A 26,282-nucleotide genomic window follows, 5' to 3' on the forward strand; every position below is an offset into this window, starting at 1 on the left:
CACCAACGGCACGACGTCGACGAGGCCGATACAACGAGAAGGGCAGCGCAAACTAGCAGTGTAGCCGAAGGGCACACCGCTGGCAAGGACCTGCGTGATGGGACCACGCAGGGAGGACGTAGCGCACCGCATCCGCTCCCGACGAGGGTTCGCAAACTTGATGGAACTCCGATCCACAGAGGCCGTCAACCCCCTTCGGAAAACGTCACGAACGGACCCGACCTGCCCATCTGTGCATCGGGCCGCCTGCGGTGGACCTTTCGGGCCTTCCAGACAGCACGTGCCGGGGCACCGCAGAGGGGTGCCCCGGCACGGGGGTGTCCGCCACGGCCACGCCGGGTGGCCGCAAGGGACGCCCCGTCCGGCGACGGGCATCGCCGGACGGGGCGTCCAGGGCAGCGGGGTGCTGCCAGTACTGCTCGGACTGCCGGTACTTACTTGACGGTGACCGTGGCGCCGGCGCCCTCGAGGGCCGCCTTCGCCTTGTCCGCCGCCTCCTTGGCGACCTTCTCCAGGACTGGCTTCGGAGCCCCGTCGACGAGGTCCTTGGCCTCCTTCAGCCCGAGGCTGGTCAGCGCGCGGACCTCCTTGATGACCTGGATCTTCTTGTCACCGACGGATTCAAGGATGACGTCGAACTCGTCCTGCTCCTCGGCGGCCGGCGCCTCGCCGCCCGCACCACCGGCGGCCGGAGCGGCGGCCACGGCGACCGGAGCCGCGGCGGTGACACCGAAGGTCTCCTCGAACTGCTTCACGAACTCCGAGAGCTCCAGCAGGGTCAGTTCCTTGAAGGCGTCCAGCAGCTCTTCGGTCGACAGCTTCGCCATGGTGGCGGTTCCTTCCTCGTCATGCCTGATTCGGGGTGGCCTGCTCGTGACTGCGAGCGACCTGATTGTGATCTCGGAGCGGCACCATGGTGGCGCCGCTCGGCTATTCGGCGGCAGCCTCGGCGGCCGGCTGCTCGGCGACGCCGGCGGACTGGCCTTCGCGCTGCTCGCGCAGCGCCTCGGCGAGCCGGGCCACCTGGGACAGCGGAGCGGCGAAGAGCCCGACGGCCCCGGCCAGCGTGCCCTTCATCGCCCCGGCCAGCTTCGCCAGCAGGACCTCGCGGGACTCAAGATCCGCAAGCTTGCGAATCTCGTCGGCGGTCATCGGCTTGCCCTCGACGAAGCCGCCCTTGAGCACCAGTGCCGGGTTCGCCCGAGCGAAGTCGCGCAGGCCCTTGGCCGCCTCGACCGGGTCGCCGCTGACGAAGGCGACGGCGGTCGGCCCGACGAACAGGTCGTCGAGTCCGGTGACCCCGGCCTGCTCCGCCGCAATCTTGGTCAGGGTGTTCTTGACCACGGAGTAGCGCGTGCCCTCGCCGAGGGCACGCCGCAGCTCGGTGAGCTGGCTCACCGTCAAACCGCGGTACTCCGTGAGCACCGCAGCGGTCGAGCCACGGAACTCCTCGACGATCTCCGCCACCGCGGCGGTCTTCTCAGCTTTCGCCATGGGGCTCCTTCGGGGTGTCGGCTGGTCATACGGAAACGCCCCTGGAACATGACGAACGCCCCGGCGCAGGCGCACGGGGCGTGAAGGGCGGCGGTGGCGCTACCGGGTGTGTCACCCGGCTGCGTGCATCCGTCACGGAACTTCCCGTCCGTCACCTGYGCGGGCCGCCCGGGGAACCCGGGGCCYTCGGCCGTCGGTCGAACCGGACGAGGAGTGGCCCTCGACGGGAACGGAGACGGCAACCAGCGGTCTTCGGTGTGGAACTGGATATCAGTGTACGCGACTGTTCGTCGCTGTTCTCGCCCCTGTTCGCTCGCCCGGCGGCCGCACGCATGGCTTCGTGCGGCGATGCCTCCGGACGAGCGAGAGCCGCCGGACGGCTCGGATCAGGCGGCGGCACCCTCGTCGAGAAGGTTGYGGGTGCGGTTCGGGTCGACCGGGATACCCGGGCCCATGGTGGTCGTGAAGGTGATCTTCTTCAGATACCGGCCCTTGGCCGCGGACGGCTTCACCCGGACGATCTCATCCAGGGCAACCGTGTAGTTCTCGATCAGCTGGGTGTCGGTGAAGTTCGTCTTCCCGATGACGATGTGCAGGTTACCCTGCTTGTCCACCCGAAAGTTGATCTTTCCGCCCTTGATGTCGGAGACGGCCTTGCCGATGTCCAGCGTCACGGTGCCGGTCTTAGGGTTCGGCATCAGGCCGCGGGGGCCCAGGACCCGAGCGATCCGACCAACCTTCGCCATCTGATCGGGCGTCGCGACGGTCGCGTCGAACTCCAGGAAGCCCTCCTGGATCCGGGCGACCAGGTCATCGCTACCGACGATGTCGGCCCCGGCCGCGCTCGCCTCAGCGGCCTTCTCCCCGGCTGCGAAGACAGCGACGCGGGGGGACTTCCCGGTGCCGTGCGGCAGGTTGACCGTGCCACGGACCATCTGGTCGGCCTTGCGAGGGTCGACCCCGAGCCGGATCGCAACCTCGACCGTCGCGTCGTACTTCGTCGTCGAGGTCTGCTGCGCGAGGCGGACCGCCTCCAGCGGGCTGTAGAAGTTCTCCGGGTTGATCTTCTCGGCCGCGGCACGGTAGGCCTTGCTGCGCTTCATACTGTCTGTCTCCTCGTGGTGATGGCGGACGGCCGTCGAAGGGACGCGGCGACGTGGACACATCCTGTCCACCCGGCACCTGCGCCCGGCCGCCCTCCCACTGGTCGGTCCGGTGGTGGGGGGAACGCGAGGGCGTACTACTCGCCGACCGTGATACCCATGGATCGAGCGGTGCCGGCGATGATCTTCTCGGCGGCCTCGATCGAGGTGGCGTTGAGGTCCGGGAGCTTGGTCTGGGCGATCTCGCGGATCTGCGCCGTGGTGAGCTTGGCAACCTTGTCCCGGTGCGGGGTGCCACTGCCCTTCTCCACGCCCGCGGCCTTGAGGATGAGCCGCGCGGCCGGCGGGGTCTTCGTGACGAAGGTGAAGGACCGGTCGTCGTAGACGGTGATCTCGACCGGCACGACGTTGCCGGCCTGCGACTCGGTCGCCGCGTTGTACTGCTTGCAGAACTCCATGATGTTCACGCCATGCTGACCCAGCGCGGGGCCGACCGGCGGCGCCGGGGTGGCCTTGCCGGCGTTGATCTGGAGCTTGATGATCGCAGTGATCTTCTTCTTCTTGGGAGGCATGTGCTCGTCTTCCTACCGGGGTTCTACGGAGCGGATCAGATCTTCGCGACCTGATTGAACTGCAGCTCGACGGGCGTCTCCCGACCGAAGATCGAGACCAGCACCTTCAGTCGCTGGGCGTCGAGGTTGATCTCGCTGATGGTCGCCGGGAGCGTGGCGAAGGGGCCGTCCATGACGGTGACGGACTCGCCGACCTCGAACTCCTGCACCCGGACGGTCTCGACCTTCTTCTCCTTCGGCACAACCGGGGCGAGGATCGAGAGGACCTCCTCCCGGCGCAGCGGGGAGGGCCGGTTGGTGAGCCCGACGAACCCGGTCACACCCGGGGTGTTACGGACCGCCGACCACGACTGATCGGTCAGATCCATCCGGACGTAGATGTAACCCGGGTACTTCTTCTGCTGGACAAGCTGCCGCTTGCCGTTCTTGACCACCGGGACCTCCTCGGTGGGCACCTCGATCTGGAAGATGTAGTCCTCCATGTTGAGGCTGGAGATCCGGGTCTCGAGATTGGTCTTGACCTTGTTCTCGTACCCCGCATAGGAGTGCACGACGTACCACTCGCCAGGCGCGTCCTCGATCGCCCGCCGCAGGTCGGCATYGTCGTCGTCGGCATCGTCGTCGGTCAGGGCCGGCGGCACCGTCCCGACCGCCGGGGAGACCGGGAAAGCACCCTCGGGGGTGGGATCGGCCTCGGCGGTGGGATCGGCCTCGGCGGTGGCGTAGACGTCGCCGAGCTCGGCGCCGGCGTCCGTGCTCGCCACCTCGTCGTGCTCGAACGCCGCGAGGGGATCGAGACGGGCGAGGGCCTCCCCCTGCTCGGAGGAGGCGTGCTCGGGCGACTGGGACACGCGGACGATCCTTACTCTCGTGAACACTTCTGCTGCTGTGGACCCGCGAAGCGGCGCTGCGCGGGCGTGGGGCCGGACGGGCAGCCAGCTCGCCGATGGGCAGCTCCAGCGACCACCGCCTGCTTCGGCCCCGGCCTGTCCGGCGGTGGGACCCGTCAGCCGAAGATCGCGAGGACCGCCTTCGTGAGGCCGAAGTCGAGGGTAGCCACGAACGCCGTCATCACGCTGACGAAGACAAGCACGACCAGCACATAGGTGATCAGCTCACTCCGCCCGGGGTAGACGACCTTCCGCAACTCCGCCATGACCTCGCGGATGAACACAAGTGGCCGATACCGACGTCGACCCGCGGCACGCGTAGCCCGCTTGGGGCGCGGTGCCGCGTCACGGGTATCGGTCGCCACTCAACTCCACCCACTCCGTCATCGAACCAGCGTCATCGAACCAGCCAACTGTCGAACAGCGCAGGGGCGACAGGACTCGAACYTGCAACCGCCGGTTTTGGAGACCGGTGCTCTACCAATTGAGCCACGCCCCTAGACACACACCCGGATCCTTGCGACCGCTACGCCACCATACCCCGGCTATGCGCTACGTAGCRCATAGCCCAGCCGCACGGCGATGTACCGGAATGGGTACCCGAGCGGATCGARCATACCCCTTTGCCGCCTGGACTCCGCGTACGGCGATCGCGTCGAGGGGGTAGCGGGGGGCGAGGGGRCTGGCAGCCTGTCACGGAGGTTCGAATGGATGCGGCCGGACGGGCCGGAGGACCGTTGCCGGAGGGTCCGGACGGATCCCACGGTACGTCCGACGTGCATCCGACACGCGTGTGACAGCCGTGGCAGCATGGCGGCCATGAGCAGGATCTCGCACCGCATCGGGGGAATCGCCCCCTCCGCAACGCTCGCCGTCGACGCCACCGCCAAGGCGATGCGCGCCGCGGGCCGCGACGTGATCGGGTTCGGCGCCGGGGAGCCGGACTTCCCAACCCCGGACCACATCGTCGCCGCCGCCGAGAAGGCATGCCGTGAGCCCCGCATGCACCGCTACAGCCCGGCCGCGGGCCTGCCGGAGCTGAAGCAGGCCATCGCCGAGAAGACCGCCCGAGACTCGGGGGTGATCGTCTCGCCGAGCCAGGTCCTGGTGACCAACGGCGGCAAGCAGGCTGTCTACGCGGCGTTCGCGACGCTGCTCGACCCGGGGGACGAGGTGCTCCTGCCCGCCCCGTACTGGACGACCTACCCGGAGTCGATCCGGCTGGCCGGGGGTGTCCCGGTCGACGTCGTYACCGGTCCGGAAGCCGGGTACCGGGTGACGGTGGAACAACTGGAGGCGGCACGCACCCCGCGGACCAAGGTTCTGCTGTTCAACTCCCCGTCGAACCCGACCGGCGCCGTCCACACCCCCGAGGAGGTCCGCGCGATCGGACGGTGGGCCGAGCAGGCCGGGATCTGGGTCATCAGCGACGAGATCTACGAGCATCTGGTCTACGGCGAGACAAGGTTCGCCTCCGTTCTCGCCGAGGTACCTGAGCTCGCCGAACGCTGCATCATCGTCAACGGGGTCGCGAAGACCTACGCGATGACGGGATGGCGGGTCGGTTGGCTGGTCGGGCCGGCGGACGCCGTAGCCGCCGCGACCAACCTCCAGTCCCACGCGACGTCGAACGTCTCGAACGTCGCCCAGGCCGCCGCGCTTGCCGCGGTCGCCGGCCCGCTGGATGCGGTCGCCACGATGCGCACCGCCTTCGACCGCCGCCGGCAGACGATGCACCGCCTGCTGTCGCAGACGCCCGGGATCCGCTGCCCACTGCCCGACGGGGCGTTCTACTGCTATCCGTCGGTGCGGGACGTGCTCGGGCGCACCCTGCGCGGCCGTATCCCCACCACGTCCGCGGATCTGTGCCAGCTGATCCTCGAGGAGGCTGGGGTCGCGATCGTGCCGGGTGAGGCCTTCGGCACTCCCGGCTTCGCCCGGCTGTCCTACGCGCTGAGCGACGACGATCTCGTCAAGGGAGTCAGCCGCCTCTCCGCCCTGCTCGCCGAGGCGGCCTGAGGCCGCCGGGCGGCTCAGCGGCCGGACCTGCCGCGCGGCAGGCCTCAGCGCAGCCGGACGGTCGCCCGGGCCGCCATCAAGACCTTTTTTCCGTCGCATCGGGTGGTGAGATTCACCACCACCAGGTTGTCGTCGAGCTTCTTCTCGACCATGCCACGCACGGACACCGTCGCGCCGGCGCCGTCGTCGGGCACGATCACCGGGGAGGAGAACTTCACCCCGAACTCGACCACGGCGCCCGGGTCCCCGAGCCAGTCCGTGACCAACCGCGCGGCCGTCGCCATGGTCAGCATGCCGTGCGCCAGCACTCCCGGTAGGCCGGCCTCGGCGGCCGCCCGATCGCTCCAGTGAATGGGGTTGAAGTCGCCGGACGCACCGGCATACCGGACAAGATCATCCCGACGCAACGGGAAAAGTCGCTCCGGCAGCTCGGTGCCGACCTCGACGTCGTCGTAGCTCACCGTGGCGGTCATCGTTCTCMAGATCGTGAGGACGCCCGGGGTCGCCCGGAACGTGCGCAACGCGCGGTCGCCGGAGCCGAGCGGGGCCGGTGGGACTCCGACAACCCTGTCGGCAAAGGTGTCATTGGCGCCTCGGCGGRGCCGTCCCGCGCGAGACCAGCCCACACACGCCGGTGGCGACCTGCTCTCCGTAGATCGTGGCGAACTGGTAGTTGACGACGAGCACCTCGTTGGTCCCCACGGACCGGATGCCGGTCAGGGTCGAGGTGCAGATCAGCTCGTCGCCGGCCACCACCGGCCGAAGCAACACGAAACGTTCCTCGCCGTGGACGACCAGAGAGAAGTCGAGGCCGAGCTCCGGATCGTCGGTGGGCACCCCGAGGGTTCCGGGGATCACTGTGATGAGGAACGTGGGTGGAGCCACGAGATCGGGATAACCAGCGGCCTTCGCGGCCTCCAGATCGTGGTACAGCGGGTTGTCGTCCCCGATCGCTTCGGCGAACCTCCGGATGTGCTCGCGCCCGACCTGGAACGGGGCGGGGGAAACCGAGCTTCGTCCCACGAAGTCCTGATTGAGCGGCATCGCAACTCCGATCGCGCCATCAGCGGGATGACCAGGGTGTCTCTACGTGGTTACCACATCGCCCGCCATCGGTCGATAATCTTGGCTGGCATGCCAGGAAGCCGGCCAAGGACTTCCCTGACCGGCTACCGGTGCGGAACGTAGATACGTGCACGGAGGATTCAGCGACCCCGCCCGTCCAGGTGGGGACGGGCGCCCGGACGCGCCGATGGGCAGCCGCCGGAGCAACGTCAGCGCGTCTCGCGGTGCTCCGTGTGCTTGCCGCAGTTCGGGCAGAACTTCTTCAGTTCGAGGCGGTCCGGGTCGTTGCGACGGTTCTTGCGCGTGATGTAGTTCCGGTGCTTACACACCTGACACGCCATCGTGATCTTCGGGCGTACGTCAGTGGCGGCCACGGCGTGATGCCTCTTCCTAAGTCGGTTGCTGAACAGGTCAGGCGGCGCGGCGAACCGCGATCCCGCACGGGCTCCGCGGTAGGCCGCACACTGCTGGTAGCGGTGGCCGGACTTGAACCGGCGACACAGCGATTATGAGCCGCTTGCTCTGCCAGACTGAGCTACACCGCTAGGATGGTCCACCTGCTTGCGGCGGCCCGACCAACATCTTACCCCGCGGGAGGACCGGCGGACATCCCCCCGGACACGAACCCACCCGAAGGCGGAACGTGGAGCCCCTTTACGGAATCGAACCGTAGACCTTCTCCTTACCATGGAGACGCTCTGCCGACTGAGCTAAAGGGGCGAGGCCGCGGAGCTCAGGTTACACGACGACAGGCGGGGTTGGGTGACCCCCTCACCCACTTCGTCCCCGAACCCGCCGGTCCTCCCGGCGACCGGTCCTCCCGGCGACCGGCGTGAGGGCCCCCGCTGGCCCCGTCGGCGCTACGCCGGCCGGAAACGACCCCCCTGCCCTGACCGCCAGGTCCGCCCCATGACACGCCAGTACGCCCGACCCTCACTCCGTTCCATCGAAACATGCGGAGATTGCCGACGGGAACAACTATCCGTAGCGACCTACCTGGACGCCACTCACACTGATAGCTGTAAGTAATCTCTTCGATGCTTAGCGTGTGGAGCACCCGTTGGTGCGCCGCTGCCGGCGTGGCCAACCGCCTGGCGAGCCTCCCCAGCATCGCCTCCCGAGCATCGAGGGTTGCCCATGCGTCCTATGCACCGTTCCAGCCGGTATCCGACGACACGCGAGGTCCGGCCCGGTCCCACCGCCGGCGACACCGTGCCTACGACCACCACCCTGCCGACCACCACCCCCACGTCTGGCCACCCGGATGAAGAAGGCCACGGCCCTCCTCCGGGGTCGACGCGGCGGCGGGTCGACACCCGCCCGTCCCTGCTGCCAATCCCCCTCCCCCGGCGGGTGACGAGCATCGCGGCGCTGGCCATCACCGCGGGGGCGTTGACCGCGACCACCGGAGTCGCCCAGGGCGCGGTGYCGTCCCCGACCTGGCCACGGGGGATCGACGTGGCCTCCTGGCAGCATCCCGGCGGCGGCCCCATCGACTGGACCGCAGCGCGCGGCTCCGGCCTGAGCTTTGCGATCATTAAGGCCACCGAAGGACCGAACTACACCAATCCGTACTTTGCCGCGGACCGGGACGCGGCCGCCAAAGCCGGTCTGGTGGTCGGGGCCTATCACTACGCGCGGCCGGCGCGGCCGATCTCGACCGCGGTGGACCAGGCACAGCGCTTCATCACGGTGAGCGGGCTGACCCGCGCCGCCGGGCAGCTGGCCCCCGTGCTCGACCTCGAGGACGACGGAGGACTCGATCCCGCCGCGCTGRCCGCCTGGACGCGGGCGTTCCTCGAGAAGATCGAGACCGAGACCGGCCGGGCGCCCATCCTCTACACGTACCGCTCGTTCTGGACCAAGAAGCTGGCGGACAACCACAGCTTCGCCCGGTATCCGTTCTGGTTCGCCATCTACAACAACAAGGCGACCCCGGGCTGGCTGCCCGGCGGCTGGACCAAGTGGGCGCTGTGGCAGTACACCTCGAGTGGAAATGTCCCGGGGATCATGGGAAATGTCGATCTGAACGTGCTGTGCTGCACGCTGACCGCGCTCGCCGCACAGGCCGACGGCACCCGCAGCGAGATCGAGAAGTGGTACGCGACCGCCGGGCTGACCYGCCTGGCCGTTGGGACGCCCGTCGACAGCGAACTGCCCGCCGGCGGTGGCGGTCGCTGGCAGCGTTACTCCAACGGCCTGGCCTTCTGGTCCGTGGCGACCGGCGTACAGGCCCTGCACGGATCCATCGCGACGAAGTTCCTGGAGCTGGGCGGAACGAACAGCTTCCTGCGCCGGCCGGTGAGCGGTGTCGAGTACGCCACGGCCCCGGAGACGCTTCAGGCGAAGTTCCAGGGTGGCTGGATCTACTGGCACCCGGCCATCGGCGCGCACGAGGTCCACGGCCGCATCCTGCGGACCTATCTGGGCCTCGGTGGCACGACGTCGAGCCTCGGGCTTCCGATCACCGACGAGTACTCGGTCCCGGGCGGACGGGAGAGCACCTTTCAGTTCGGCAAGCTCCGCTGGAGCGCGGCGACGAACGCGGTCACGACACTGCCGGCCGGCAAGAACGGCACCGGCAAGAGTGGCGTGGGTGTGGCGGGTGGCGCCGRCACCGCTCCCTGATCGTGTCCCGGGCCGGAGAGAACCGCCTCCGGCCCGACGGACACAACGATGGGTGACGGCGGCCTACCGTGGGTATCGCACCTACGCGGCGGAGAGGTGGTCGTATGACTACCGAACAACGACGGACCGCACCATGCGGGCAGAGCGATCCGCCGCGAGTACGACCGGGGAGGATGAGATGGCAGGAACACGGGTGGCACGCCCGCTGAACGGATGGCTCACCTTCGCCGCCGTCATCATGTTCATCGTCGGCTTCCACAACCTGATCTACGGCATTGCGTCCCTGCGCGACTACACCGTCGTGGTGAACAACCTCAACGGCGGGACCAGCGTGATCTACGCCGACACCACCTTCTGGGGCTGGTTGTGGATCGTGGTCGGCGTCGTCGAGATACTGATCGCCTTCGGCATCGCGGCCCGTAACGAGGCCGCCCGCTGGGGAGGGGTCRCAATCGCGACGATCAACGCCATCGGGCAGCTGGCGTTCCTTGCGGCGTTCCCGGTCTGGTCCGTCGTCATCATCGCGATCGACGTAGTCGTCATCTACGTACTGTGCACCTACGATGCTCCTCGGGCCAGAGCCGGGTACGAGGAGCCGTATCCGAGCGACCAGGCCGGGGTCTCCGCCGGGCGTGAGGCCGGAGTCGGTCGCCTCACCGAGACCGGTGGCACCCGGGTGACCTCCGGGGGCGGCGTCCGGCGCGAAGAGGGTCCGCGGCCGCCCACCACCGGCTGAACGGCGGCTCGCGGTCAGGCGGTCAGCTCGCGGTTAGGGTGCCGGATCGGCCAGCCCCGCCCGCCAGGTGGCGCACCGCAGGGCGTAGTCGGTGAGATGACGGTCGGCGAAGACCCGGGCGTCCCAGTTCTCCGGCATCGCCTCGGCGAGATCACGCCAAAGGTAGGCCATGGCGGGTAKCCCGTCGGTCAGGAGCAGCGGACGGGTCTCGTAGGCCTCGCCTTCGAAGGCATCGAGGATCGCCCGTTCCCGTGCGGCAAGCCCCAGGAGGACGAGGCCGGCGGTGGCCCGATCCGGCCCGTCCGCCTCGGCCGTGGGCACGAGGCCCGGATAGAGCCGACCACGCAGCCGGGCGGCCCGCCAGCCGGTGACCGTGGCGGGCCCCACCTCGGGTACGCGTCCGATGAGCGCCCGCACGACCTCGGGGAACAGCAGCGTCCCGTAGACGAACAGCGGGACCGCGCGCTCCGCCTCAGCYGATGACATGAGGCAACGGTAGTGCCCCGGCCATGGCGGCCCATGGGTGACCGTCCACGGCCGGCATCCCGGCGGGGAACCGGTCCTAGAGTGAGCAGACGTGAACGACAACGCGGCGCTGGCCGCCCAGGTTCGGACTGCTTCCCAGCTGACCGGGACATTCCTGCTCCGGTCGGGCCGGACAAGCACCGAGTACTTCGACAAGTACCTCTTCGAAGCCGACCCGGCGCTGCTCGCTGCGGTGGTGGCCGGGCTCACCGAACTGGTGCCGCCCGGCGCGGAGATCCTCGCCGGACTCGAACTCGGCGGAGTGCCCCTCGTGACTCTGCTCTCCCAGCGCACCGGTCTGCCCGCCCGGTTCGTCCGGAAGAAGGCCAAAGAATACGGCACCCGACGCATCGCGGAGGGCGGCGACGTCACCGGACGCCACGTCGCCCTCGTCGAGGACGTGGTCACCTCCGGTGGTGCCGTGCTCGACGCGACCCGGGTACTGCGGGATGCCGGAGCGGTCGTGGAACACGTGCTCTGTGTGATCGACCGGCAGGAGGGCGGCCGGGAGAGACTCGCCGAGCTCGGTCTGACGTTGCATCCCGTCCTGACCCGGGCGGACCTGGAGGCCGCAGCCGCGGACACCTGACCGCCCGGYGACGAGGACCATCCGCGGCCGCACATCCACAGGCCCGGAGCGATGCTCCGGGCCTGTGGATCCGAGCCTGTGTAGAAGCATGATCCCCGGGAACTCCGGGATGGTGGCAGGTGATGGATTCGAACCATCGTAGGCTGAGCCGACGGTTTTACAGACCGCTCCCTTTGGCCGCTCGGGCAACCTGCCGTCGTAGAGGAGCATACCGGTCCCGACGGAGCATCGTGATGCCGCACCGCCCCGCTGCGRCCGCCGACGATCGATTACAACGGTGAGTAGCGGCTCACGAAACGAAGGCCGCGCACCACGATCACGCACAGCACTCGACTCCACACGATCCTCACCCACATCGAACCGACCAGGAGGTCCGCACACGTGGCAGATCCATCCTTCGACATCGTCAGCAAAGTTGACGCCCAGGAGATAGACAACGCCGTCAACCAGACGGTCAAGGAAATCCGGACCCGCTTCGACTTCCGTGACAYCGGCGCATCCGCGACGCTGTCCGGCGAGTCGATTCTGCTTGTAGCGAACACGGACGAGCGGGTCAAGGCGGTGCTCRACGTACTGCAGGAGAAGTTCGTCAAACGCGGCATTTCCCTCAAGGCCCTGACCTTCGACGAGCCCAAGCCGTCGGGCAAGGAGTTCCGGTTGCCMGTCACCGTTCAGCAGGGCATCGCGGAGGACAAGGCCAAGGCCATCGCCAAGAAGATCCGGACGGATGGCCCGAAGGGGGTACAGGCCCAGATTCAGGGTGATCAGCTACGGGTGACCGGGAAGAAGCGCGATGACCTGCAGCGCGTGATCCAGATACTCAAAACCGAGGACTTCGAAGTTCCCCTCCAGTTCGTCAACTACCGCTGACGCGACGGAAAAGCTGGAGACAGGGTGCACCCCGCCCGATGGGGGGTTTCGGGCGGGGTGCTTGCGGCGGAACCTGGGGGGTTTGCTCCGCCGCGGTCCTGGTTGTGAACCGACGCCGTTTCGGCCGGCAGTTCGCGGTTAAAGCGTACTCCGAGTACTTCGGGGTGTTACCGCGACGACGCGCCGCGGACAACATCGTGGCCATCGGGCCCGGTCACCGATACGGATTCATGCGTGACATCTGTTCGAGACGCTCGATCCGCTCGTTCATGGGCGGATGGGTGGAGAACAGCTTCCCGACCCCCCCACCCCGGAACGGATTTGCAATCATGAGCGCGGCGGCGGGACCGAGCTTGGAGGTCTGCGGCAGGGGCCGCGCCGCGGTGCCGGCGTCCAGCTTGCGCAACGCGTTCGCCAGCCCGATCGGGTCACCGGTGAGCGTCGCGCCGGACTCGTCGGYCTGGTACTCCCGGGACCGACTGATCGCGAGCTGGATGATCGTCGCCGCGACGGGACCCAGGATCATCAGCAGCAGAAGCTCGAAGATGCCGGGACCGTCCTCATCGTTCCGCCCACCGAAAATAGCCAGGAACTGGGCCATGTTCGCCAGATAGACGATAACACTGGCGAGGGCACCGGCCACCGATGCGATCAGGATGTCCCGGTTGTAGACGTGGCTGAGCTCGTGACCGAGAACGCCGCGTAGCTCACGATCGTCCATAATCTCCATGATGCCCTCAGTGCAACAGACCGCCGCGTTTCGCGGGTTACGGCCGGTAGCGAAGGCGTTGGGCGCCCGGGTCGGGCTGAGGTACAGCCGCGGCATGGGCATCCGGGCATTGCGGGCGAGATCCCYGACGATCGCGTAGAGCCGGGGCTGCTCGACCTGCGTCACGGGATAGGCCCGCATGGCCCGCAGGGCTATCCGGTCAGAGAAGAAGTAGGCGAAGCCGTTCATACCGACCGCGAGCACGAGCGCGATGACCAGACCTCCGCGCCCGAACAGCGAACCCACCACGATGATGGCGGCGGACAGCACGCCCAGCAGCAGCGCGGTCTTCAGACCGTTGAAGTGGCGGTGTGGCATGGCGATCGAGTGTCCGTCCTGTCGAACCGGTACACCTGTCTCAACGCGACGGCGCTGGCCGAACGTTCCCGTCGGACGTGTGGCCGCYGCCCCCGACCCGTACGGCTGCCGGCCCGCGGCGGGCCTCGCCCGGTCGGTCGCCGGGCTCGTCCGGGACGGCTTCGCGCAGGCGTGCGACCACGGCCGGGGCGAGCAGCCCGACCCGTTCGAGCTCCTCCGCGGTGAAGATCGCCAATCGTCGGTACACGGCGGCGATCTGTGGATCCAGCCGGTCGAGCGCGGTCAGATGTGCCACGACGGTGCCGAGATCACCGCGTCGCACCGGTCCGGTCGACGCCGACCAGCCGTCGGTCAGGGTGTTCGCCAGCGATGCCCGCAGCAGCGGACCGAGCGCCGCGGCCGGATCCGGCACGCCCGCCGCGGCCAGCACCTCGCCGGCAGCTGCCACCAGGGTGGTCAGGAAGTTCCCGCCGAGCACGAGAGAGGCGTGGTAGAGATCCCGCCGGTCATCCGCGACGGGCAGAGCGATGCCGCCGACGTCGGTGACCAGGCGGCGGGCCAGCCCCTCGGCCACGGGATCGGCGGTGATCCCGAACGGGACACCGACGAGGAGACCGGAGTCCTCGATGATCCCCGGCAGGGTCATGATCGGATGAAGCGCGATACGGGCCGCGCCCACGTCACCGCCTGCCGCCAGGACGCCCAGGCCGTGGCGCCCACTGAGATGCACGAGTGTCCGGCCGGGTCCGACGGCTCCCGCCGCGACCAGGTCCGTGACGACCGGCCCGATCGCGTCATCGGGCACGGAGACGAGGAGGACCTCGGCCCGCCCGGCGACCTCGGCCACCCCGCCGACCCCCGCGTCCGGAAACAGGTTCACGGCCCTCGATCGGTGCCGCGGCGAGCGCACTCCCACGGCCACCACCGGATATCCGGCCGCTGCCAGAGCGAGGCCCAGCGCCGTGCCGGCCCGGCCCGGCCCGACGATTCCCACCTTCTCCCGCGGCCCGGCCTCCCGCGGCCCGGCACTCGCCGCCGTGGACGAAGGTGCGGCGTCGGGTCGACCGTCATCCGGGCCGCTCGCGGCATCCGACTGCTCGTGCGGGCGATGCGTCATGTCCCGATGCTCCCCGTTCCGGAGCCGGCCGMTTCCGAGGGGGCCGCCCCTGATACCTGACCACCCGCCGACCCCGGCCGCCCGCACAGCCAGCATGCCCCGATGCCGGGCCTCACCGGACATACAGCCACAAGCCACCAAATAGCTACAATCGGTAACATCGCGGATCGGGCCAGGTCGCCGGCAAGAGCGAGCTCACCACTCCGGGCGCCCKACGTAAAGATCACCCTGTCGATTCCCTGACAGGCCGGGCCTCCCCTGAAATTGTGGAAAGCATTACCGGAAGCGCATTGAACCGGATCCGGCCGATCACCTCCATCGGGCGGTACACCCCTTCTGACCRGCGATATCAGGGTCAAGACACGCCAGCCGGACGATCGCAACGACAAAGACTATATACGTAGAGTTGGCAAACAATCACCATACGGCGCGACGGCTACGGAGACCGAGGTCGATCGTCGATCGTCGACGAGGATGGAGCGATCGAACTCGGCGGCACGGTGCGCGCGCATCATTGATACGGCCGGTAGGCTGGAACGGTACCCGAGGAGGTCACTGAAGGTGTCAGAGCAGGTCAGGGAGAGGGAGACCCGCCGGCTCGACCGGGTCGTCRTGCGCTTCGCGGGYGACTCCGGCGACGGTATGCAGCTCACCGGAGAACAGTTCRCCAGCGAGACGGCAGCATTCGGCAATGACCTGTCGACGCTTCCGGACTTCCCTGCCGAAATCCGCGCCCCAGCCGRCACGCCGGCCGGTRTGTCCGGCTTCCAGCTACATTTTTCCGATCACGACATTCTCACCCCGGGTGACGCACCGGACGTACTGGTTGCAATGAACCCGGCGGCCCTGAAGGCGAATCTGAAGGATCTGCCGCCGGGGGCCAATCTCATTGTCAACACCGATGCATTCACCGGCGGCAACCTCAAGAAAGCCGGCTATACGACGGATCCGCTGACCGACGGCACGCTGGATGCCTACACGGTGCATCGGGTGCCGCTCACCTCGATGACCATCAACGCGGTGCACGCCGCCGAGGGTGTCGGCGCCGGGGTCAACAAGAAGGAGGCCGAACGAGCGAAGAACATGTTCGCCCTGGGCCTCATGAGCTGGCTGTACCACCGGCCGACCGAGAGCACCGTCGGCTTCCTGGAGAAGAAGTTCGCCAAACGGCCCGAGATCGCCGCGGCGAACGTCGCGGCCTTCCGTGCCGGCTTCAACTACGGCGAGACCACCGAGTCCTTCTCGGTCACCTACGAGGTGGCGCCGGCCCGGATGAAGGCTGGTACCTACCGACGGATCACCGGGAACACGGCATTGTCCTACGGTCTGATCGCCGCCGGCGAGCTGACCGGCCTGCCGGTGTTCCTCGGCTCCTACCCGATCACCCCGGCCTCGGACATCCTGCACGAGCTGAGCCGGCACAAGCGGTTCGGCGTGCGGACCTTCCAGGCCGAGGATGAGATCGCCGGCATCGGCGCCGCGCTCGGTGCCTCCTTCGGCGGATCACTCGGCGTGACGACGACCTCCGGCCCGGGTGTCGCGCTCAAAAGCGAGACCATCGGCCTCGCGGTCAGTCTCGAACTGCCGCTCGTGATCGTCGACATCCAGCGCGGCGGCCCGTCCACCGGCCTGCCCACCAAGACCGAACAGGCCGATCTACTCCAGGCGATGTTCGGCCGCAACGGCGAGGCTCCGGTTCCGATCGTCGCGCCGCGCTCCCCGGCGGACTGCTTCAACGCCGCGATCGAGGCCGCCCGCCTGGCTACCAAGTACCGCACGCCGGTGTTCCTGCTCTCCGACGGCTACCTGGCGAACGGCTCGGAGCCGTGGCTGCTGCCGACCCGCTCGGAGCTGCCGGACCTGAGCGTCGCCTTCGCCACCGAGCCGAACCACACCGGGCCGAAGGGGCCGGAGTTCTGGCCCTACCTGCGTGATCCGGAGACCCTCGCCCGGCCGTGGGCAGTCCCCGGCACGGCGGGCCTGGAGCACCGCATCGGCGGCATCGAGAAGTCGGACGGCCAGGGTGCCATCTCCTACGATCCGGCCAACCACGACCGGATGGTGCGGCTGCGCGCGGCGAAGATCGACGGTATCGCGAACGATGTCGCGCCACTGGAGGTGGAGGACCCGTCCGGGCAGGCCCGGCTGCTCGTCCTCGGCTGGGGCTCCACCTACGGCCCGATCGCGGCCGGCTGCCGCCGGGTCCGCGCCAAGGGCATGCACGTCGCTCAGGCACACCTGCGTCATCTCAACCCCTTCCCCGCCAACACCGGGGACATCCTGCGGTCGTATGACAAGGTGCTGATTCCCGAGATGAACCTCGGGCAGCTAAGGACCCTGATCCGGGCCGAGTACCTCGTCGACGCGATCGGCTACAACCAGGTTCGCGGGCTGCCCTTCAAGGCCGCGGAGCTGGCGGGCGTCTTGGAGGACGTGATCAACCAGTGACCGTCACGACGAATCGCAGCGRCATCAGTAACCGGCTGCTCGACCTGGTGCCGGCCGCGCCGGCCCAGCAGAGCCGCAAGGACTTCACCTCCGACCAGGAAGTGCGGTGGTGCMCGGGATGTGGCGACTACGCCATTCTCGCCACCGTCCAGGGGTTCCTGCCTGATCTCGGGGTGGCCCGGGAGAACATCGTCTTCATCTCCGGAATCGGCTGTTCCTCACGGTTCCCGTACTATCTGCAGACGTACGGGATGCACTCCATTCACGGCCGGGCACCGGCGATCGCCACCGGGCTCGCCGCCTCCCGTCCCGACCTRTCGGTCTGGGTCGTCACCGGGGACGGCGACGCCCTGTCGATCGGTGGGAACCACCTGCTGCACGCGCTGCGCCGCAACGTCAACCTGAAGATCCTCATGTTCAACAACCGGATCTACGGACTGACGAAGGGGCAGTACTCCCCCACGTCCGAGATCGGCAAGATCACCAAGTCGACGCCGTTCGGCTCGCTGGACCGGCCGTACAACCCCGTGTCGCTGGCGCTGGGGGCGGAGGCCACGTTCGTCGGACGGTCCATCGACTCCGACCGGGCGCACCTGACCTCGGTGCTGCGCGCGGCCGCGGAGCACCCCGGCACCGCCTTCGTGGAGATCTTCCAGAACTGCAACATCTTCAACGACGGCGCCTTCGACCCGCTCAAGGACCGGACCAGCCGGGACGACGTGACGCTGAAGCTGGCCCACGGCGAGCCCCTCGTCTTCGGCACCGAGGGCGACAAGGCCATTCGACGGGCGCCGGACGGCAGCCTCGAGGTGGTCCCGGYGGGCAGCCCGGACGTCCTCGTCCACGACGCCTGGGCGGCCGATCCGAGCCAGGCGTTCGCGCTGTCCCGGCTCACCGGTGACTCGCACGGCGTCACCCCGATCGGCATCTTCCGCGACGTCGACGCGCCGACCTACGACGAGGCGTTGAACGCCCAGATCGCCGACGCCAAGACCCGCCAGGGCGACGGGGACCTGATGTCGCTGGTCGCTGGTGGGGAGACCTGGACCATCGAGTGATCTGAAAGCCGTCCGCTGATCTGATCAGCACTCCACAGCCCGTGGCCCGGCCGGCCGGGGCGTGCGCGCGGCCCCGCGCCCCAGACGGCCGGGCAGAGCCCGCATTACCACAGAACTATGTCATTGATAATGCTGCTTGGCAGCTATCTGCCGGGGAGTGCGCCACTCCGGCACCTTCCGGTAAGGTGACATCGCGCGTGGGGGTGCCGTGTGGCCCGGGGGGGCTCACAACACCGATGCAGCCGGAGGCGCAGTGCGGGTTCATCGAGMCCTATGCCCGCGGTCCGTGGCGAGTCCGCGTTCGCCCAGGGGCACCATCAACATGACCGTTCCGATCACGGCCGGTCGCGCCGGGCAACCCCGCGGCTCGGTCGGCGTCGTCGTCCGGACCGCTCCCGGAGGTCGCCGTGGGTAATCATTCGGCCGGTCGGCATTCACGCCAGCGCCAGGGAGCCGCCAGGCAGGCCACCGGCCGCCATTCGGCCGCGGCGCCGACGACCTCCACCGCGGCGGCCGCGTCGTTCCCACCGCCGACCCCGCCACGGCCCCCGGTCGCCCCACCCGGCGAGCTCGACACGATTACCGGCCCGCTGTCGGTGAGCACCTCCGCCCGCCGGGCCCGGGAGGCCACGGCCAGYCGGGTCGGCGATGCCGCCCAGCGTCGCCGGCCGCTGGACACGCTGTCCCGGACCGGCCGGCCACGGTTCGCCACGACAGCCACGACAGCCGCCGCCGGGGTGCAAGCCGGCGGCACCCTCGGCACCCTCTACAATCCCTTCCACGTTCCCGGGCCCGCCTCCCCCGCCGCGAGCCACCGGCCCGCCGACGTCCATCCGACGAACCCGTCCGCCGGGAGCCCCGGCCGGATGCCCGGCGCGCACCGGGCACCAGCCGATCGGCGAAGCAGCGGGCGGGTGCGGCTCGCCGCGGCGGGAACCGTCTCGCTCGCCGGGCTGTCCGCGCTGGTCGCCGGCGTAGCCCTGGGCGGCGATCCGACGGGCGCCACGACCGGCCCGAACGCCGGCGAGGCGCCTCGGGTCCAGTACACGGGCGGGACCGCCTTCGGTTCCTCCCAGACGCAGGCCTCCCGCGACCGTCCGCAGGCCGCCTTGCCCACTCCGTCCCAGGCGCTGCTGGCGCCGAGCACGAGCCAGTCCGGCCTGGGCGCCCACCCCGGTAGTCCGTCCGGGCGGTCAGGTTCCTCCCACGCCACCGGCGAGGCCTATCTGGGCCCCGGCACCTCGCCGATCCCGATCGTGCCACTGACGCCGCGGGACGAGCTCAGCTCACCCAGCACGAGCCCCACCGACCTGCGTACCATCGCGCCCAGTCCGACGGAGAGCGCCGGCGCGGCCACGACATCGCCGTCGCCGACCGACTCGTGGCCGTGGGGCGACCCGACCCCCTCAACGAGCCCGACGCCGACTTCGGCCGGTGGCTCCCTGCCGTTCCATCCAACGCCGATCGACGTCACTCCGCTGCTCGAGACATTCTTCGATACGCAGACCGGTGCCACGAAGGGCCACGCCGACCCAGYCAGAACCACATACACCTGTACGCAGTCCGCGAGCACCGCCACGGCGGCGGTCGCGTCGGGACACTGACCCAGGACGACCTGGCGACCTCGCGACCTGGCCGGATCTCACCAGATGCGGCCAGGTCGCCGGATTTCCGGGCGCTCCCCACACCACGCTCAGCCGGTGCGGTCAACCACGAAGTCCGCGAGGGACTCCAAGGCGGTCTTCGCCGGGTTGTCCGGCAACGACGCGAGGCATTCCCGCGCCCGGCTCGACCAGGAGATAAGTTCCGCCCGGGCCCGGGCCATGCCCACGTGGCCGCGTAGCAGATCGAGAGCCTCGCCCACCCGGTCCTCCGTGTTCCCGTCGCCGGGGGCGAATCCGGTGGTGRTGAGCTCCCGGAGCCGTCCCGCCGCCCGGTCGTCGGCCTGCAGCGCGTAGAGCACCGGCAGGGTCGGGATTCCCTCCCGCAGATCCGTGCCGGGCGTCTTGCCGGAGTCCACCGGGTCCGAGGCAACGTCGATGATGTCGTCGGACAGCTGGAAAGCCACCCCGAAAAGCTCCCCGAAGGTCGCGAGGGTATCGACGGTGATCGGGTCCGCGCCCGCCAGCATGGCACCGAGCCGACCCGAGGTCGCGATCAGCGAGGCGGTCTTGTCCGTGATGACCCGCAGATAGTGCTCGACCGGGTCCTGCCCGGGCGCCGGGCCCACGGTCTCCCGGATCTGCCCCTCGCACAGGGTCGCGATCGTCCGGGCGAGGATGCGGGTCGCCTCCGGGCCGAGGTCCRCCGTGATGTCGGAAGCGCGGGCGAACAGGTAGTCCCCGGTGAGGATGGCGACCGTGTTCGTCCACCGCGTGTTCGCGGAGGCCGCTCCCCGCCGCCGCGGCGCCTCGTCCATCACGTCGTCGTGGTAGAGCGTCGACAGATGGGTGAGTTCGATCGCCACCGCCGCCGGCACCACGCCGACGGCCTCGGGATCGGCGAACTGCGCCGCCAGCAGCACGACGATCGGACGGAAACGTTTCCCCCCCGCGTCGACAAGATGGCGGGAGGTCTCGGTCACGAAGGCGGATTCGCTGCGCACCGACTCGCGCAGCAGATCCTCCACCCGGGCGAGACCCACCCGCACGGCCTTTTCCAGATCAGGATCGGTCCTGATCCCCACGACGTCCAGCCCGATRGCGCTCATACCACCGTCAGCGTACGAAGCCGGACGTCGCGGCGGTCGTCGCGAGGTCCAGGAGTGGCTGTGGCGCTACTCCCAGTACAAGAGTAGCCACGGTACCGATGGCGACCGCGGCGAAGGTCAGCGTCGGGCGGGTCACCACCACCGGTCCCTCGGCAAGCGGCTCGGAGAAGAACATCAGCACGATGACCCGCACGTAGAAGAAGGCGGCGATGGCGCTGCACACCAGTGCAACGACTACCAGCGGGGTGGCGTCCCCGGCGATCGCGGCCTGGAACACCGCGAACTTCCCGGTGAACCCGCTCGTCAGCGGGATCCCCGCGAGCGCGAGCAGCAGGAACGAGAACGTCCCGGCCAGCAGGGGCGAGGTCCTGYCGAGCCCCCGCCACTGGGACAGGTCGCCGGCCTCGCCGTCGCCGGTACGGACCAGGGAGACCACGGCGAAGGCGGCGATCGTCGTGAAGCCGTAGGTCACCAGGTAGAACATCGAGCCGCGCAGGCCGTCGGTGTTGGTGCCGGCGAGGCCCACCAGCAGGAACCCGGCGTGCGCGATCGCCGAGTAGGCCAGCATACGCTTGATGTCACGCTGGGTCAGGGCGAGCACCGCGCCGACCACCATGGTGAGGATGGCGATCGTCCACAGGATTGGTCGCCAGTCCCAGCGCAGCCCTCCGAAGGCGACGTAGAAGACCCGCAACAGGGCACCGAACGCGGCGACCTTCGTCCCCGCCGCCATGAACGCGGTAACCGGCGTCGGCGAGCCCTGGTAGACGTCCGGCGTCCAGGAGTGGAACGGCACGGCGCCGATCTTGAAGAACAGCCCCACCGCCAGCAGCGCGAGCGACAGATAGAGGTAGGTGTCGTTCGCACCGGCGTTGCTGACCGCGTCCGCGACCGCCCCGAGCTCCACGCTRCCGGCAAATCCGTAGGCGAACGCGACGCCGTAGAGGAAGAAGGCCGAGGAGAACGCCCCGAGCAGGAAGTACTTCATCGCCGCTTCCTGCGACAGCAGCCGACGGCGCCGGGCGAGCCCGGCCAGCAGGTACAGCGGCAACGAGAGGATCTCCAGCGCCACGAACATCACTAGCAGGTTGTTCGAGGCGACGAAGAGCATCATCCCGGTGACCGAGAAGACCATCAGCGGATACGCCTCGGTCTGCACGTCTGCCGAGGTCTGCTGCGCCGTCGATCCCTTCGAGCCCGGGGTGATCGCGGCCGAGGCCACAATAGCCCCGCCGGACGAGTCAAGCTGGCGTTCGGCCACCAGCAGCACCGACAGCAGGGCGAAGACCAGGATCGTGCCCTGCATGAACAAGGTCGGCGCGTCGATCGCCAGCGCACCGGAGGCGAGGATGGCCTGCCGGCCGTGCAGCACCGCCACGGCCACGAGCGCGGCGACGAAGCCCGCACCCGCCAGGATCGGTTGGAAGGTCCGCCGGGCCCGCTTCGTGGCGAAGGCGTCGACGAGCACCCCGACGAGCGCGACCCCGAACACGATCAGGATCGGGCTGAGCGAGGAGTACTCGATCGACGGCGGTGTGATCATCGGGTTCGATCCCTGCGCCAGGAGAAGGTCGGGTGTGGCGCTCACGAGTGGCCTCCGGACTCCGCGGCCACCGAGTGCGTCGGAGCCGGGTCAGACTTGCCGATATCGGCGTAGGTCGCCGTCACCGTCGGCGTGATGATGTCGAGCAGCGGCTTGGGGTAGACCCCGAGCGCGACGATGAGCGCGACCATCGGGGCGACGACGAGCTTCTCGCGCAGGCTGAGGTCGACCAGGACCTTGTTCTCCTCGTGCACCACCGGTCCGGTCATCGTCCGCTGGTAGAGGTACAGGATGTAGATCGCGGCCAGCACGATGCCGGTGGTCGCGACGATCGCCAGCGGCCTGTTCCGGGTGAACGTCCCCACCAGCACCAGGAACTCGCTGACGAAGCTGTTCGTTCCAGGCAACGCCAACGACGACAGTCCGGCGACGAGGAACACCCCGGCAAGCACCGGCGTCACCCTGGCCAGGCCGCCGTAAGCACCGACGTCACGAGTGCCGCGGCGCGCCACCAGGAAGCCCACGACCATGAAAAGCAGGCCGGTGGACAGGCCGTGGTTGACCATGTAAAGCACCGCGCCGCTGCCCGCCTGGGAGGTGAAGGCGAAGGTGCCCAGCGCGATGAAGCCGAAGTGGGCCAGCGAGGTGTAGGCGACCAGCCGTTTCATGTCCCGCTGCCCGATGGCGAGCAGGGCGCCGTAGAAGATGCCGATCACCGCCAGACCAAGCACCAGCGGGGCGAAGTAGTCGGCCGCGTCGGGAAACAGCGGGATGCAGTACCGGATCAGTCCGAACGTGCCCACCTTGTCCAGCACCCCGACCAGCAGCACCGCGCCGCCGGTGGGCGACTGCGCGCCGGCGTCGGGCAGCCAGGTGTGGAACGGGAACAGGGGGGCCTTGATGGCGAACGCCAGGAAGAAACCGAGGAACAGCAGCTTCTGCACCCCGGGGGTGATGTCCATCTGCCGCAGGGTGGCGAAGTCGAAGGTTCCGCTGCCGAGGTTGTCGGCGGAGACGACGTACAGTCCGATCACGGCAGCGAGCATCAGCAGGCCGCCAAAGAGGCTGTAGAGCAGGAACTTGACCGCCGCGTAGGAGCGCTGGGCCTGCTCCCGGACCGGGCCGTAGCTCCCGATGAGAAAGTACATCGGGATGAGCATCGCCTCGAAGAAGACGTAGAACAGGAAGACGTCGGTAGCGGCGAACACGCCGATCATCCCGGCCTCCAGCGCCAGCAGCAGCGCGAAGAACGCCGGGACCGACCGCCTGCTCCGCGTCCCGGCGCCGTCCACCCCGGCGCCGTCCACCCCGACGGCGGCCGCGCCGACGGCGGCCGCGCCGGTCGGATCCGTCGCACCGGTCGTCCCGCCATCCGCGCCTGCCTCGTCCCAGGACGCCAGGACCACGACCGGCACCAGCAGCGCGGCAAGCAGGATCAGCACCAGCGAGATGCCGTCGGCCCCCACCGAGTAGGAGATGCCGAAGGTTTTGATCCAGTCGTAGGACTGGGCGAACTGGAAGCCGGCCTTGTCCGGGTTGTAGGCCGCGGTCGCAAGGACCGCGAGCACCAGAACCGCCAGCGAGAGCCCGAGGGTGAGCTGCTTGGCGAGGGTCGACAGCCGGCGGGGCAGAGCGGCGACGACCACCGCACCCGCGGCCGGGACGATCAACATGATCGTCAACCAGGGGACTGTGTGCATGTCAGCCCGCCCTCACCAGCAGCAGCGCGCCGACCACGAGGACGGCACCTCCCAACATCGACAGAGCGTAGGACCGGACGAAGCCGGTCTGGAGGCGGCGCATCCGCCCCGACAGGCCGCCGATGGCGGCGGCGCTGCCCCGCACGAGCCCGTCAACGCCGACGAGGTCCAGCCAGACCAGGAAACGGGTCAGGTACTGGCCGGGCCGCATCGCGACGGTCTCGTTGAAGGTGTTCGCGAACAGGTCGTGACGGGCGGCGACGGTGGCCAGGGTGACCTCGGAGTCCGGCGGGGCCGTCGCCTCGACCGGGCGCAGCTGGTAGCGCACATAGGCCCCGGCAAAGCCGCCGGCGGTGACCACCAGCGTGAGCAGGGTGAGGACGAGCGGCGAGAAGGTGTGGACACCCTCGACCCCCGCCCCGGCGACCGGTTCGAGCCAGTCCTGCAGCGAATGGCCGAGGACGAACAGGCCACCGGCGAGGAGCGAGCCGACGGCCAGCAGGATCATCGGACCGGTCATCGACCCCGGGGACTCGTGCGGATGCCGAGCGTGCTCGCCCTCCGTCGTCCAGCGCGGCCTGCCGTGGAAGGTCATCAGAAACAGGCGGGACATGTAGAAGGCGGTGATGCCCGCGCCCAGCAGCGCGATCGAGCCGAGCAGGTATCCCGACGTCCCGCCCTTGTCGAAGGCGGTCTCGATGATCCGGTCCTTGGTGAAGAAGCCGGAGAACCCGGGGAACCCGATGATCGCCAGGTAGCCGACACCAAAGGTCACCCAGGTGATCTTCATATACCGCCAGAGCCCGCCGTAGTGACGCAGGTCCTGGTCGTCATTCATCGCGTGGATCACCGAGYCGGATCCGAGGAACAGACCGGCCTTGAAGAAGCCGTGGGCGAGYAGGTGCATGATGCCGATCGCGTAGCCGGCCGGTCCCAGCCCCACCGCGAGGAACATGTACCCGATCTGGCTGACTGTCGAGTAGGCCAGCACCTTCTTGATGTCATCGTAGGCACAGCCGATGACGCAGCCGATCAGGATCGTGACCGCCCCGATGATCACCACGACGGTACGGGCGGCCTGCGTCTCGTTGAAGATCGGCCCGGCCCGCACGATGAGATAGACCCCGGCGGTGACCATGGTCGCCGCGTGGATGAGCGCGGAGATCGGGGTCGGGCCCTCCATGGCGTCCGGCAGCCAGGCCTGCAACGGGAACTGGCCGGACTTGCCGCACGCAGCGAGCAGGAGCAGCAGCGCGATCGCGGTGATCGTGCCGTAACCGATGACGCCCGCGGCGGCCGAGCCGAACACGTCGGCGTAGCTCGTCGACCCGACGGTGGCGAACATGAACATGATCGCGAGCRCCAGCCCGACGTCCCCGACCCGGTTCATGTAGAAGGCCTTGTTCGCCGCGGTGGCGGCGGCCGGCTTGTACTCCCAGAACTTGATGAGYAGGAAGGACGACAGCCCGACCAGCTCCCAGCCGGCATAGAGCGACAGGAAGTTGTCGCCCAGGACGAGCAGCAGCATCGACGCCAGGAAGAGGTTCATGTAGGCGAAGAACTTCCGCCGGGCCGGGTCGTGCGCCATGTAGCCGATCGAGTAGATGTGGATCAGTGTCCCGACCCCGGTGATCAGCAGCACGAAGACGACCGAGAGCTGGTCGACCAGCAGACCGACGTCCACCCGGAAACCGTTGACCGGAATCCAGGAGTACAGCTGCTGGGACAGCGCCCGGTCGTCACCGGGGCGGTCGAGCAGGCCGGCGAACAGCACCAGACCGATCACGAAGCTGGCGGCGGAGGTCAGTGTGCCGAGCAGATGCCCGAACCCGTCGGTCCGCCGACCGCCGAGCAACAGCACCGCGGCTCCGGCCAATGGAAGCGCGATGAGCAGCCAGGTCAGCGAGAAGACCCMCGACGCGGCCGCATAATGGATCTTGCTGCCGCCATGTTCGGCGGCAGCGAGCAGAAGCGGGTCAGCGTTCATCGCGACTCCGCCGCGGATGCCATTGGCGATAATGCGTCACTGCAGTGTCGTCCGTTCTTCCGTGGCCGACGGCCGGTCGCAGCCGCGTTCCGGCGGCGGGAGCGGACCGGAGAGTCCACCCGACCCGGTCCGCGGTGGGAG

Annotated in this window: 24 protein-coding genes and 4 tRNA genes; 8 read left to right on the top strand and 20 right to left on the bottom strand. The window is 68.8% G+C overall.

From position 1 onward, the window contains the following. Positions 1-434: 434 nt before the first annotated feature. The 7 genes from rplL to KBI5_RS03600 all read right to left on the bottom strand — a co-directional run bounded on the left by rplL (position 435) and on the right by KBI5_RS03600 (position 4,558). Positions 435-827, bottom strand: coding sequence for a 50S ribosomal protein L7/L12 (rplL, locus tag KBI5_RS03570; protein WP_011435031.1), 393 nt, complete (start codon positions 825-827; stop codon positions 435-437). A 103-nt stretch (positions 828-930) separates the two neighbouring features. Further along, a complete protein-coding gene (rplJ, locus tag KBI5_RS03575; protein WP_011435030.1) occupies positions 931-1,494 on the bottom strand; it encodes a 50S ribosomal protein L10 in 564 nt (187 codons plus the stop codon). A gap of 386 nt (positions 1,495-1,880) precedes the next feature. Further along, the gene (gene rplA, locus KBI5_RS03580; RefSeq protein ID WP_085014302.1) at positions 1,881-2,597 is read right to left on the bottom strand and encodes a 50S ribosomal protein L1; all 717 of its coding nucleotides are present in this window, start codon (positions 2,595-2,597) and stop codon (positions 1,881-1,883) included. Between the two features lie 137 nt (positions 2,598-2,734). Continuing rightward, entirely contained in the window at positions 2,735-3,169 is a 435-nt protein-coding gene (gene rplK, locus KBI5_RS03585) for a 50S ribosomal protein L11 (RefSeq protein WP_011435028.1), read from the bottom strand. Positions 3,170-3,204: 35 nt separating this feature from the next. After that, positions 3,205-4,020 carry a transcription termination/antitermination protein NusG gene (nusG, locus tag KBI5_RS03590; protein WP_085014303.1) on the bottom strand — a complete coding sequence of 272 codons (816 nt, stop codon included), beginning with the start codon at positions 4,018-4,020 and terminating at the stop codon, positions 3,205-3,207. A gap of 155 nt (positions 4,021-4,175) precedes the next feature. Next, on the bottom strand, positions 4,176-4,424 hold the full coding sequence (secE, locus tag KBI5_RS27535; protein WP_011435026.1) for a preprotein translocase subunit SecE: 249 nt from the start codon (positions 4,422-4,424) through the stop codon (positions 4,176-4,178). Between the two features lie 61 nt (positions 4,425-4,485). Continuing rightward, a tRNA-Trp gene (locus KBI5_RS03600) sits at positions 4,486-4,558 on the bottom strand. Positions 4,559-4,869: 311 nt separating this feature from the next. Here KBI5_RS03600 and KBI5_RS03605 point away from each other — a divergent pair. Next, positions 4,870-6,078, top strand: a complete 1,209-nt coding sequence (locus tag KBI5_RS03605) for a pyridoxal phosphate-dependent aminotransferase (protein WP_011435025.1) — start codon at positions 4,870-4,872, stop codon at positions 6,076-6,078. A gap of 44 nt (positions 6,079-6,122) precedes the next feature. On the opposite strand, the gene KBI5_RS03610 is transcribed toward KBI5_RS03605, so the two are convergent. The 5 genes from KBI5_RS03610 to KBI5_RS03630 all read right to left on the bottom strand — a co-directional run bounded on the left by KBI5_RS03610 (position 6,123) and on the right by KBI5_RS03630 (position 7,863). Continuing rightward, positions 6,123-6,551 carry a MaoC family dehydratase gene (locus tag KBI5_RS03610; RefSeq protein WP_011435024.1) on the bottom strand — a complete coding sequence of 143 codons (429 nt, stop codon included), beginning with the start codon at positions 6,549-6,551 and terminating at the stop codon, positions 6,123-6,125. A 109-nt stretch (positions 6,552-6,660) separates the two neighbouring features. Further along, positions 6,661-7,122 carry a MaoC family dehydratase N-terminal domain-containing protein gene (locus KBI5_RS03615; RefSeq protein WP_011435023.1) on the bottom strand — a complete coding sequence of 154 codons (462 nt, stop codon included), beginning with the start codon at positions 7,120-7,122 and terminating at the stop codon, positions 6,661-6,663. 230 nt (positions 7,123-7,352) lie between these two features. Continuing rightward, entirely contained in the window at positions 7,353-7,484 is a 132-nt protein-coding gene (gene rpmG, locus KBI5_RS03620) for a 50S ribosomal protein L33 (protein ID WP_070131962.1), read from the bottom strand. A gap of 127 nt (positions 7,485-7,611) precedes the next feature. After that, positions 7,612-7,688: transfer RNA gene (locus tag KBI5_RS03625), tRNA-Met, on the bottom strand. Between the two features lie 99 nt (positions 7,689-7,787). Beyond that, positions 7,788-7,863: transfer RNA gene (locus KBI5_RS03630), tRNA-Thr, on the bottom strand. A 417-nt stretch (positions 7,864-8,280) separates the two neighbouring features. Between KBI5_RS03630 and KBI5_RS03635 the strand changes: the two genes are divergently transcribed. Together KBI5_RS03635 and KBI5_RS03640 are read left to right on the top strand one after the other, a co-directional pair. Further along, the gene (locus KBI5_RS03635; protein WP_085014304.1) at positions 8,281-9,771 is read left to right on the top strand and encodes a GH25 family lysozyme; all 1,491 of its coding nucleotides are present in this window, start codon (positions 8,281-8,283) and stop codon (positions 9,769-9,771) included. 178 nt (positions 9,772-9,949) lie between these two features. After that, a complete protein-coding gene (locus KBI5_RS03640; protein ID WP_085014328.1) occupies positions 9,950-10,507 on the top strand; it encodes a hypothetical protein in 558 nt (185 codons plus the stop codon). 33 nt (positions 10,508-10,540) lie between these two features. On the opposite strand, the gene KBI5_RS03645 is transcribed toward KBI5_RS03640, so the two are convergent. Next, positions 10,541-10,993: a gamma-glutamylcyclotransferase family protein gene (locus KBI5_RS03645; protein ID WP_085014305.1), complete on the bottom strand. Its 453-nt coding sequence runs from the start codon at positions 10,991-10,993 to the stop codon at positions 10,541-10,543. A 91-nt stretch (positions 10,994-11,084) separates the two neighbouring features. Between KBI5_RS03645 and pyrE the strand changes: the two genes are divergently transcribed. Then, positions 11,085-11,621, top strand: a complete 537-nt coding sequence (gene pyrE / locus KBI5_RS03650; RefSeq protein WP_011435019.1) for an orotate phosphoribosyltransferase — start codon at positions 11,085-11,087, stop codon at positions 11,619-11,621. Positions 11,622-11,731: 110 nt separating this feature from the next. Here pyrE and KBI5_RS03655 read toward each other — a convergent pair. Next, positions 11,732-11,816, bottom strand: a tRNA-Tyr gene (locus tag KBI5_RS03655). A gap of 186 nt (positions 11,817-12,002) precedes the next feature. Here KBI5_RS03655 and KBI5_RS03660 point away from each other — a divergent pair. Beyond that, positions 12,003-12,491, top strand: coding sequence for a YajQ family cyclic di-GMP-binding protein (locus tag KBI5_RS03660; protein ID WP_085014306.1), 489 nt, complete (start codon positions 12,003-12,005; stop codon positions 12,489-12,491). Positions 12,492-12,705: 214 nt separating this feature from the next. Here KBI5_RS03660 and htpX read toward each other — a convergent pair whose 3' ends face one another. After that, positions 12,706-13,578, bottom strand: coding sequence for a zinc metalloprotease HtpX (htpX, locus tag KBI5_RS03665; RefSeq protein ID WP_085014307.1), 873 nt, complete (start codon positions 13,576-13,578; stop codon positions 12,706-12,708). Positions 13,579-13,618: 40 nt separating this feature from the next. After that, positions 13,619-14,695, bottom strand: coding sequence for a DUF2520 domain-containing protein (locus tag KBI5_RS03670; protein ID WP_085014329.1), 1,077 nt, complete (start codon positions 14,693-14,695; stop codon positions 13,619-13,621). A gap of 561 nt (positions 14,696-15,256) precedes the next feature. Between KBI5_RS03670 and KBI5_RS03675 the strand changes: the two genes are divergently transcribed. The 3 genes from KBI5_RS03675 (at position 15,257) to KBI5_RS03685 (ending at position 19,805) form a co-directional block, all read left to right on the top strand. Beyond that, the gene (locus KBI5_RS03675; RefSeq protein WP_085014330.1) at positions 15,257-17,143 is read left to right on the top strand and encodes a 2-oxoacid:acceptor oxidoreductase subunit alpha; all 1,887 of its coding nucleotides are present in this window, start codon (positions 15,257-15,259) and stop codon (positions 17,141-17,143) included. Beyond that, positions 17,140-18,201: a 2-oxoacid:ferredoxin oxidoreductase subunit beta gene (locus tag KBI5_RS03680; RefSeq protein ID WP_085014308.1), complete on the top strand. Its 1,062-nt coding sequence runs from the start codon at positions 17,140-17,142 to the stop codon at positions 18,199-18,201. Before KBI5_RS03675 ends, KBI5_RS03680 begins: the two co-directional genes overlap by 4 nt. Positions 18,202-18,608: 407 nt before the next feature. Next, entirely contained in the window at positions 18,609-19,805 is a 1,197-nt protein-coding gene (locus KBI5_RS03685) for a hypothetical protein (RefSeq protein ID WP_116289834.1), read from the top strand. Positions 19,806-19,894: 89 nt separating this feature from the next. On the opposite strand, the gene KBI5_RS03690 is transcribed toward KBI5_RS03685, so the two are convergent. From KBI5_RS03690 to nuoL, 4 genes are read right to left on the bottom strand one after another with little or no spacing between them, the layout of a single operon-like run. Then, positions 19,895-20,911, bottom strand: coding sequence for a polyprenyl synthetase family protein (locus KBI5_RS03690; RefSeq protein ID WP_085014310.1), 1,017 nt, complete (start codon positions 20,909-20,911; stop codon positions 19,895-19,897). Positions 20,912-20,918: 7 nt separating this feature from the next. After that, positions 20,919-22,454 (bottom strand): NADH-quinone oxidoreductase subunit NuoN, encoded by a 1,536-nt coding sequence (nuoN, locus tag KBI5_RS03695; protein ID WP_198537493.1) that lies wholly within the window; start codon positions 22,452-22,454, stop codon positions 20,919-20,921. 41 nt (positions 22,455-22,495) lie between these two features. Continuing rightward, the gene (locus tag KBI5_RS03700; protein WP_085014312.1) at positions 22,496-24,154 is read right to left on the bottom strand and encodes an NADH-quinone oxidoreductase subunit M; all 1,659 of its coding nucleotides are present in this window, start codon (positions 24,152-24,154) and stop codon (positions 22,496-22,498) included. A gap of 1 nt (position 24,155) precedes the next feature. Beyond that, positions 24,156-26,141, bottom strand: a complete 1,986-nt coding sequence (nuoL, locus tag KBI5_RS03705) for an NADH-quinone oxidoreductase subunit L (RefSeq protein ID WP_085014313.1) — start codon at positions 26,139-26,141, stop codon at positions 24,156-24,158. Between the last annotated feature and the right edge of the window lie 141 nt (positions 26,142-26,282).

The organism is Frankia sp. KB5, from assembly GCF_002099325.1.
GTDB lineage: Bacteria > Actinomycetota > Actinomycetes > Frankiales > Frankiaceae > Frankia > Frankia casuarinae.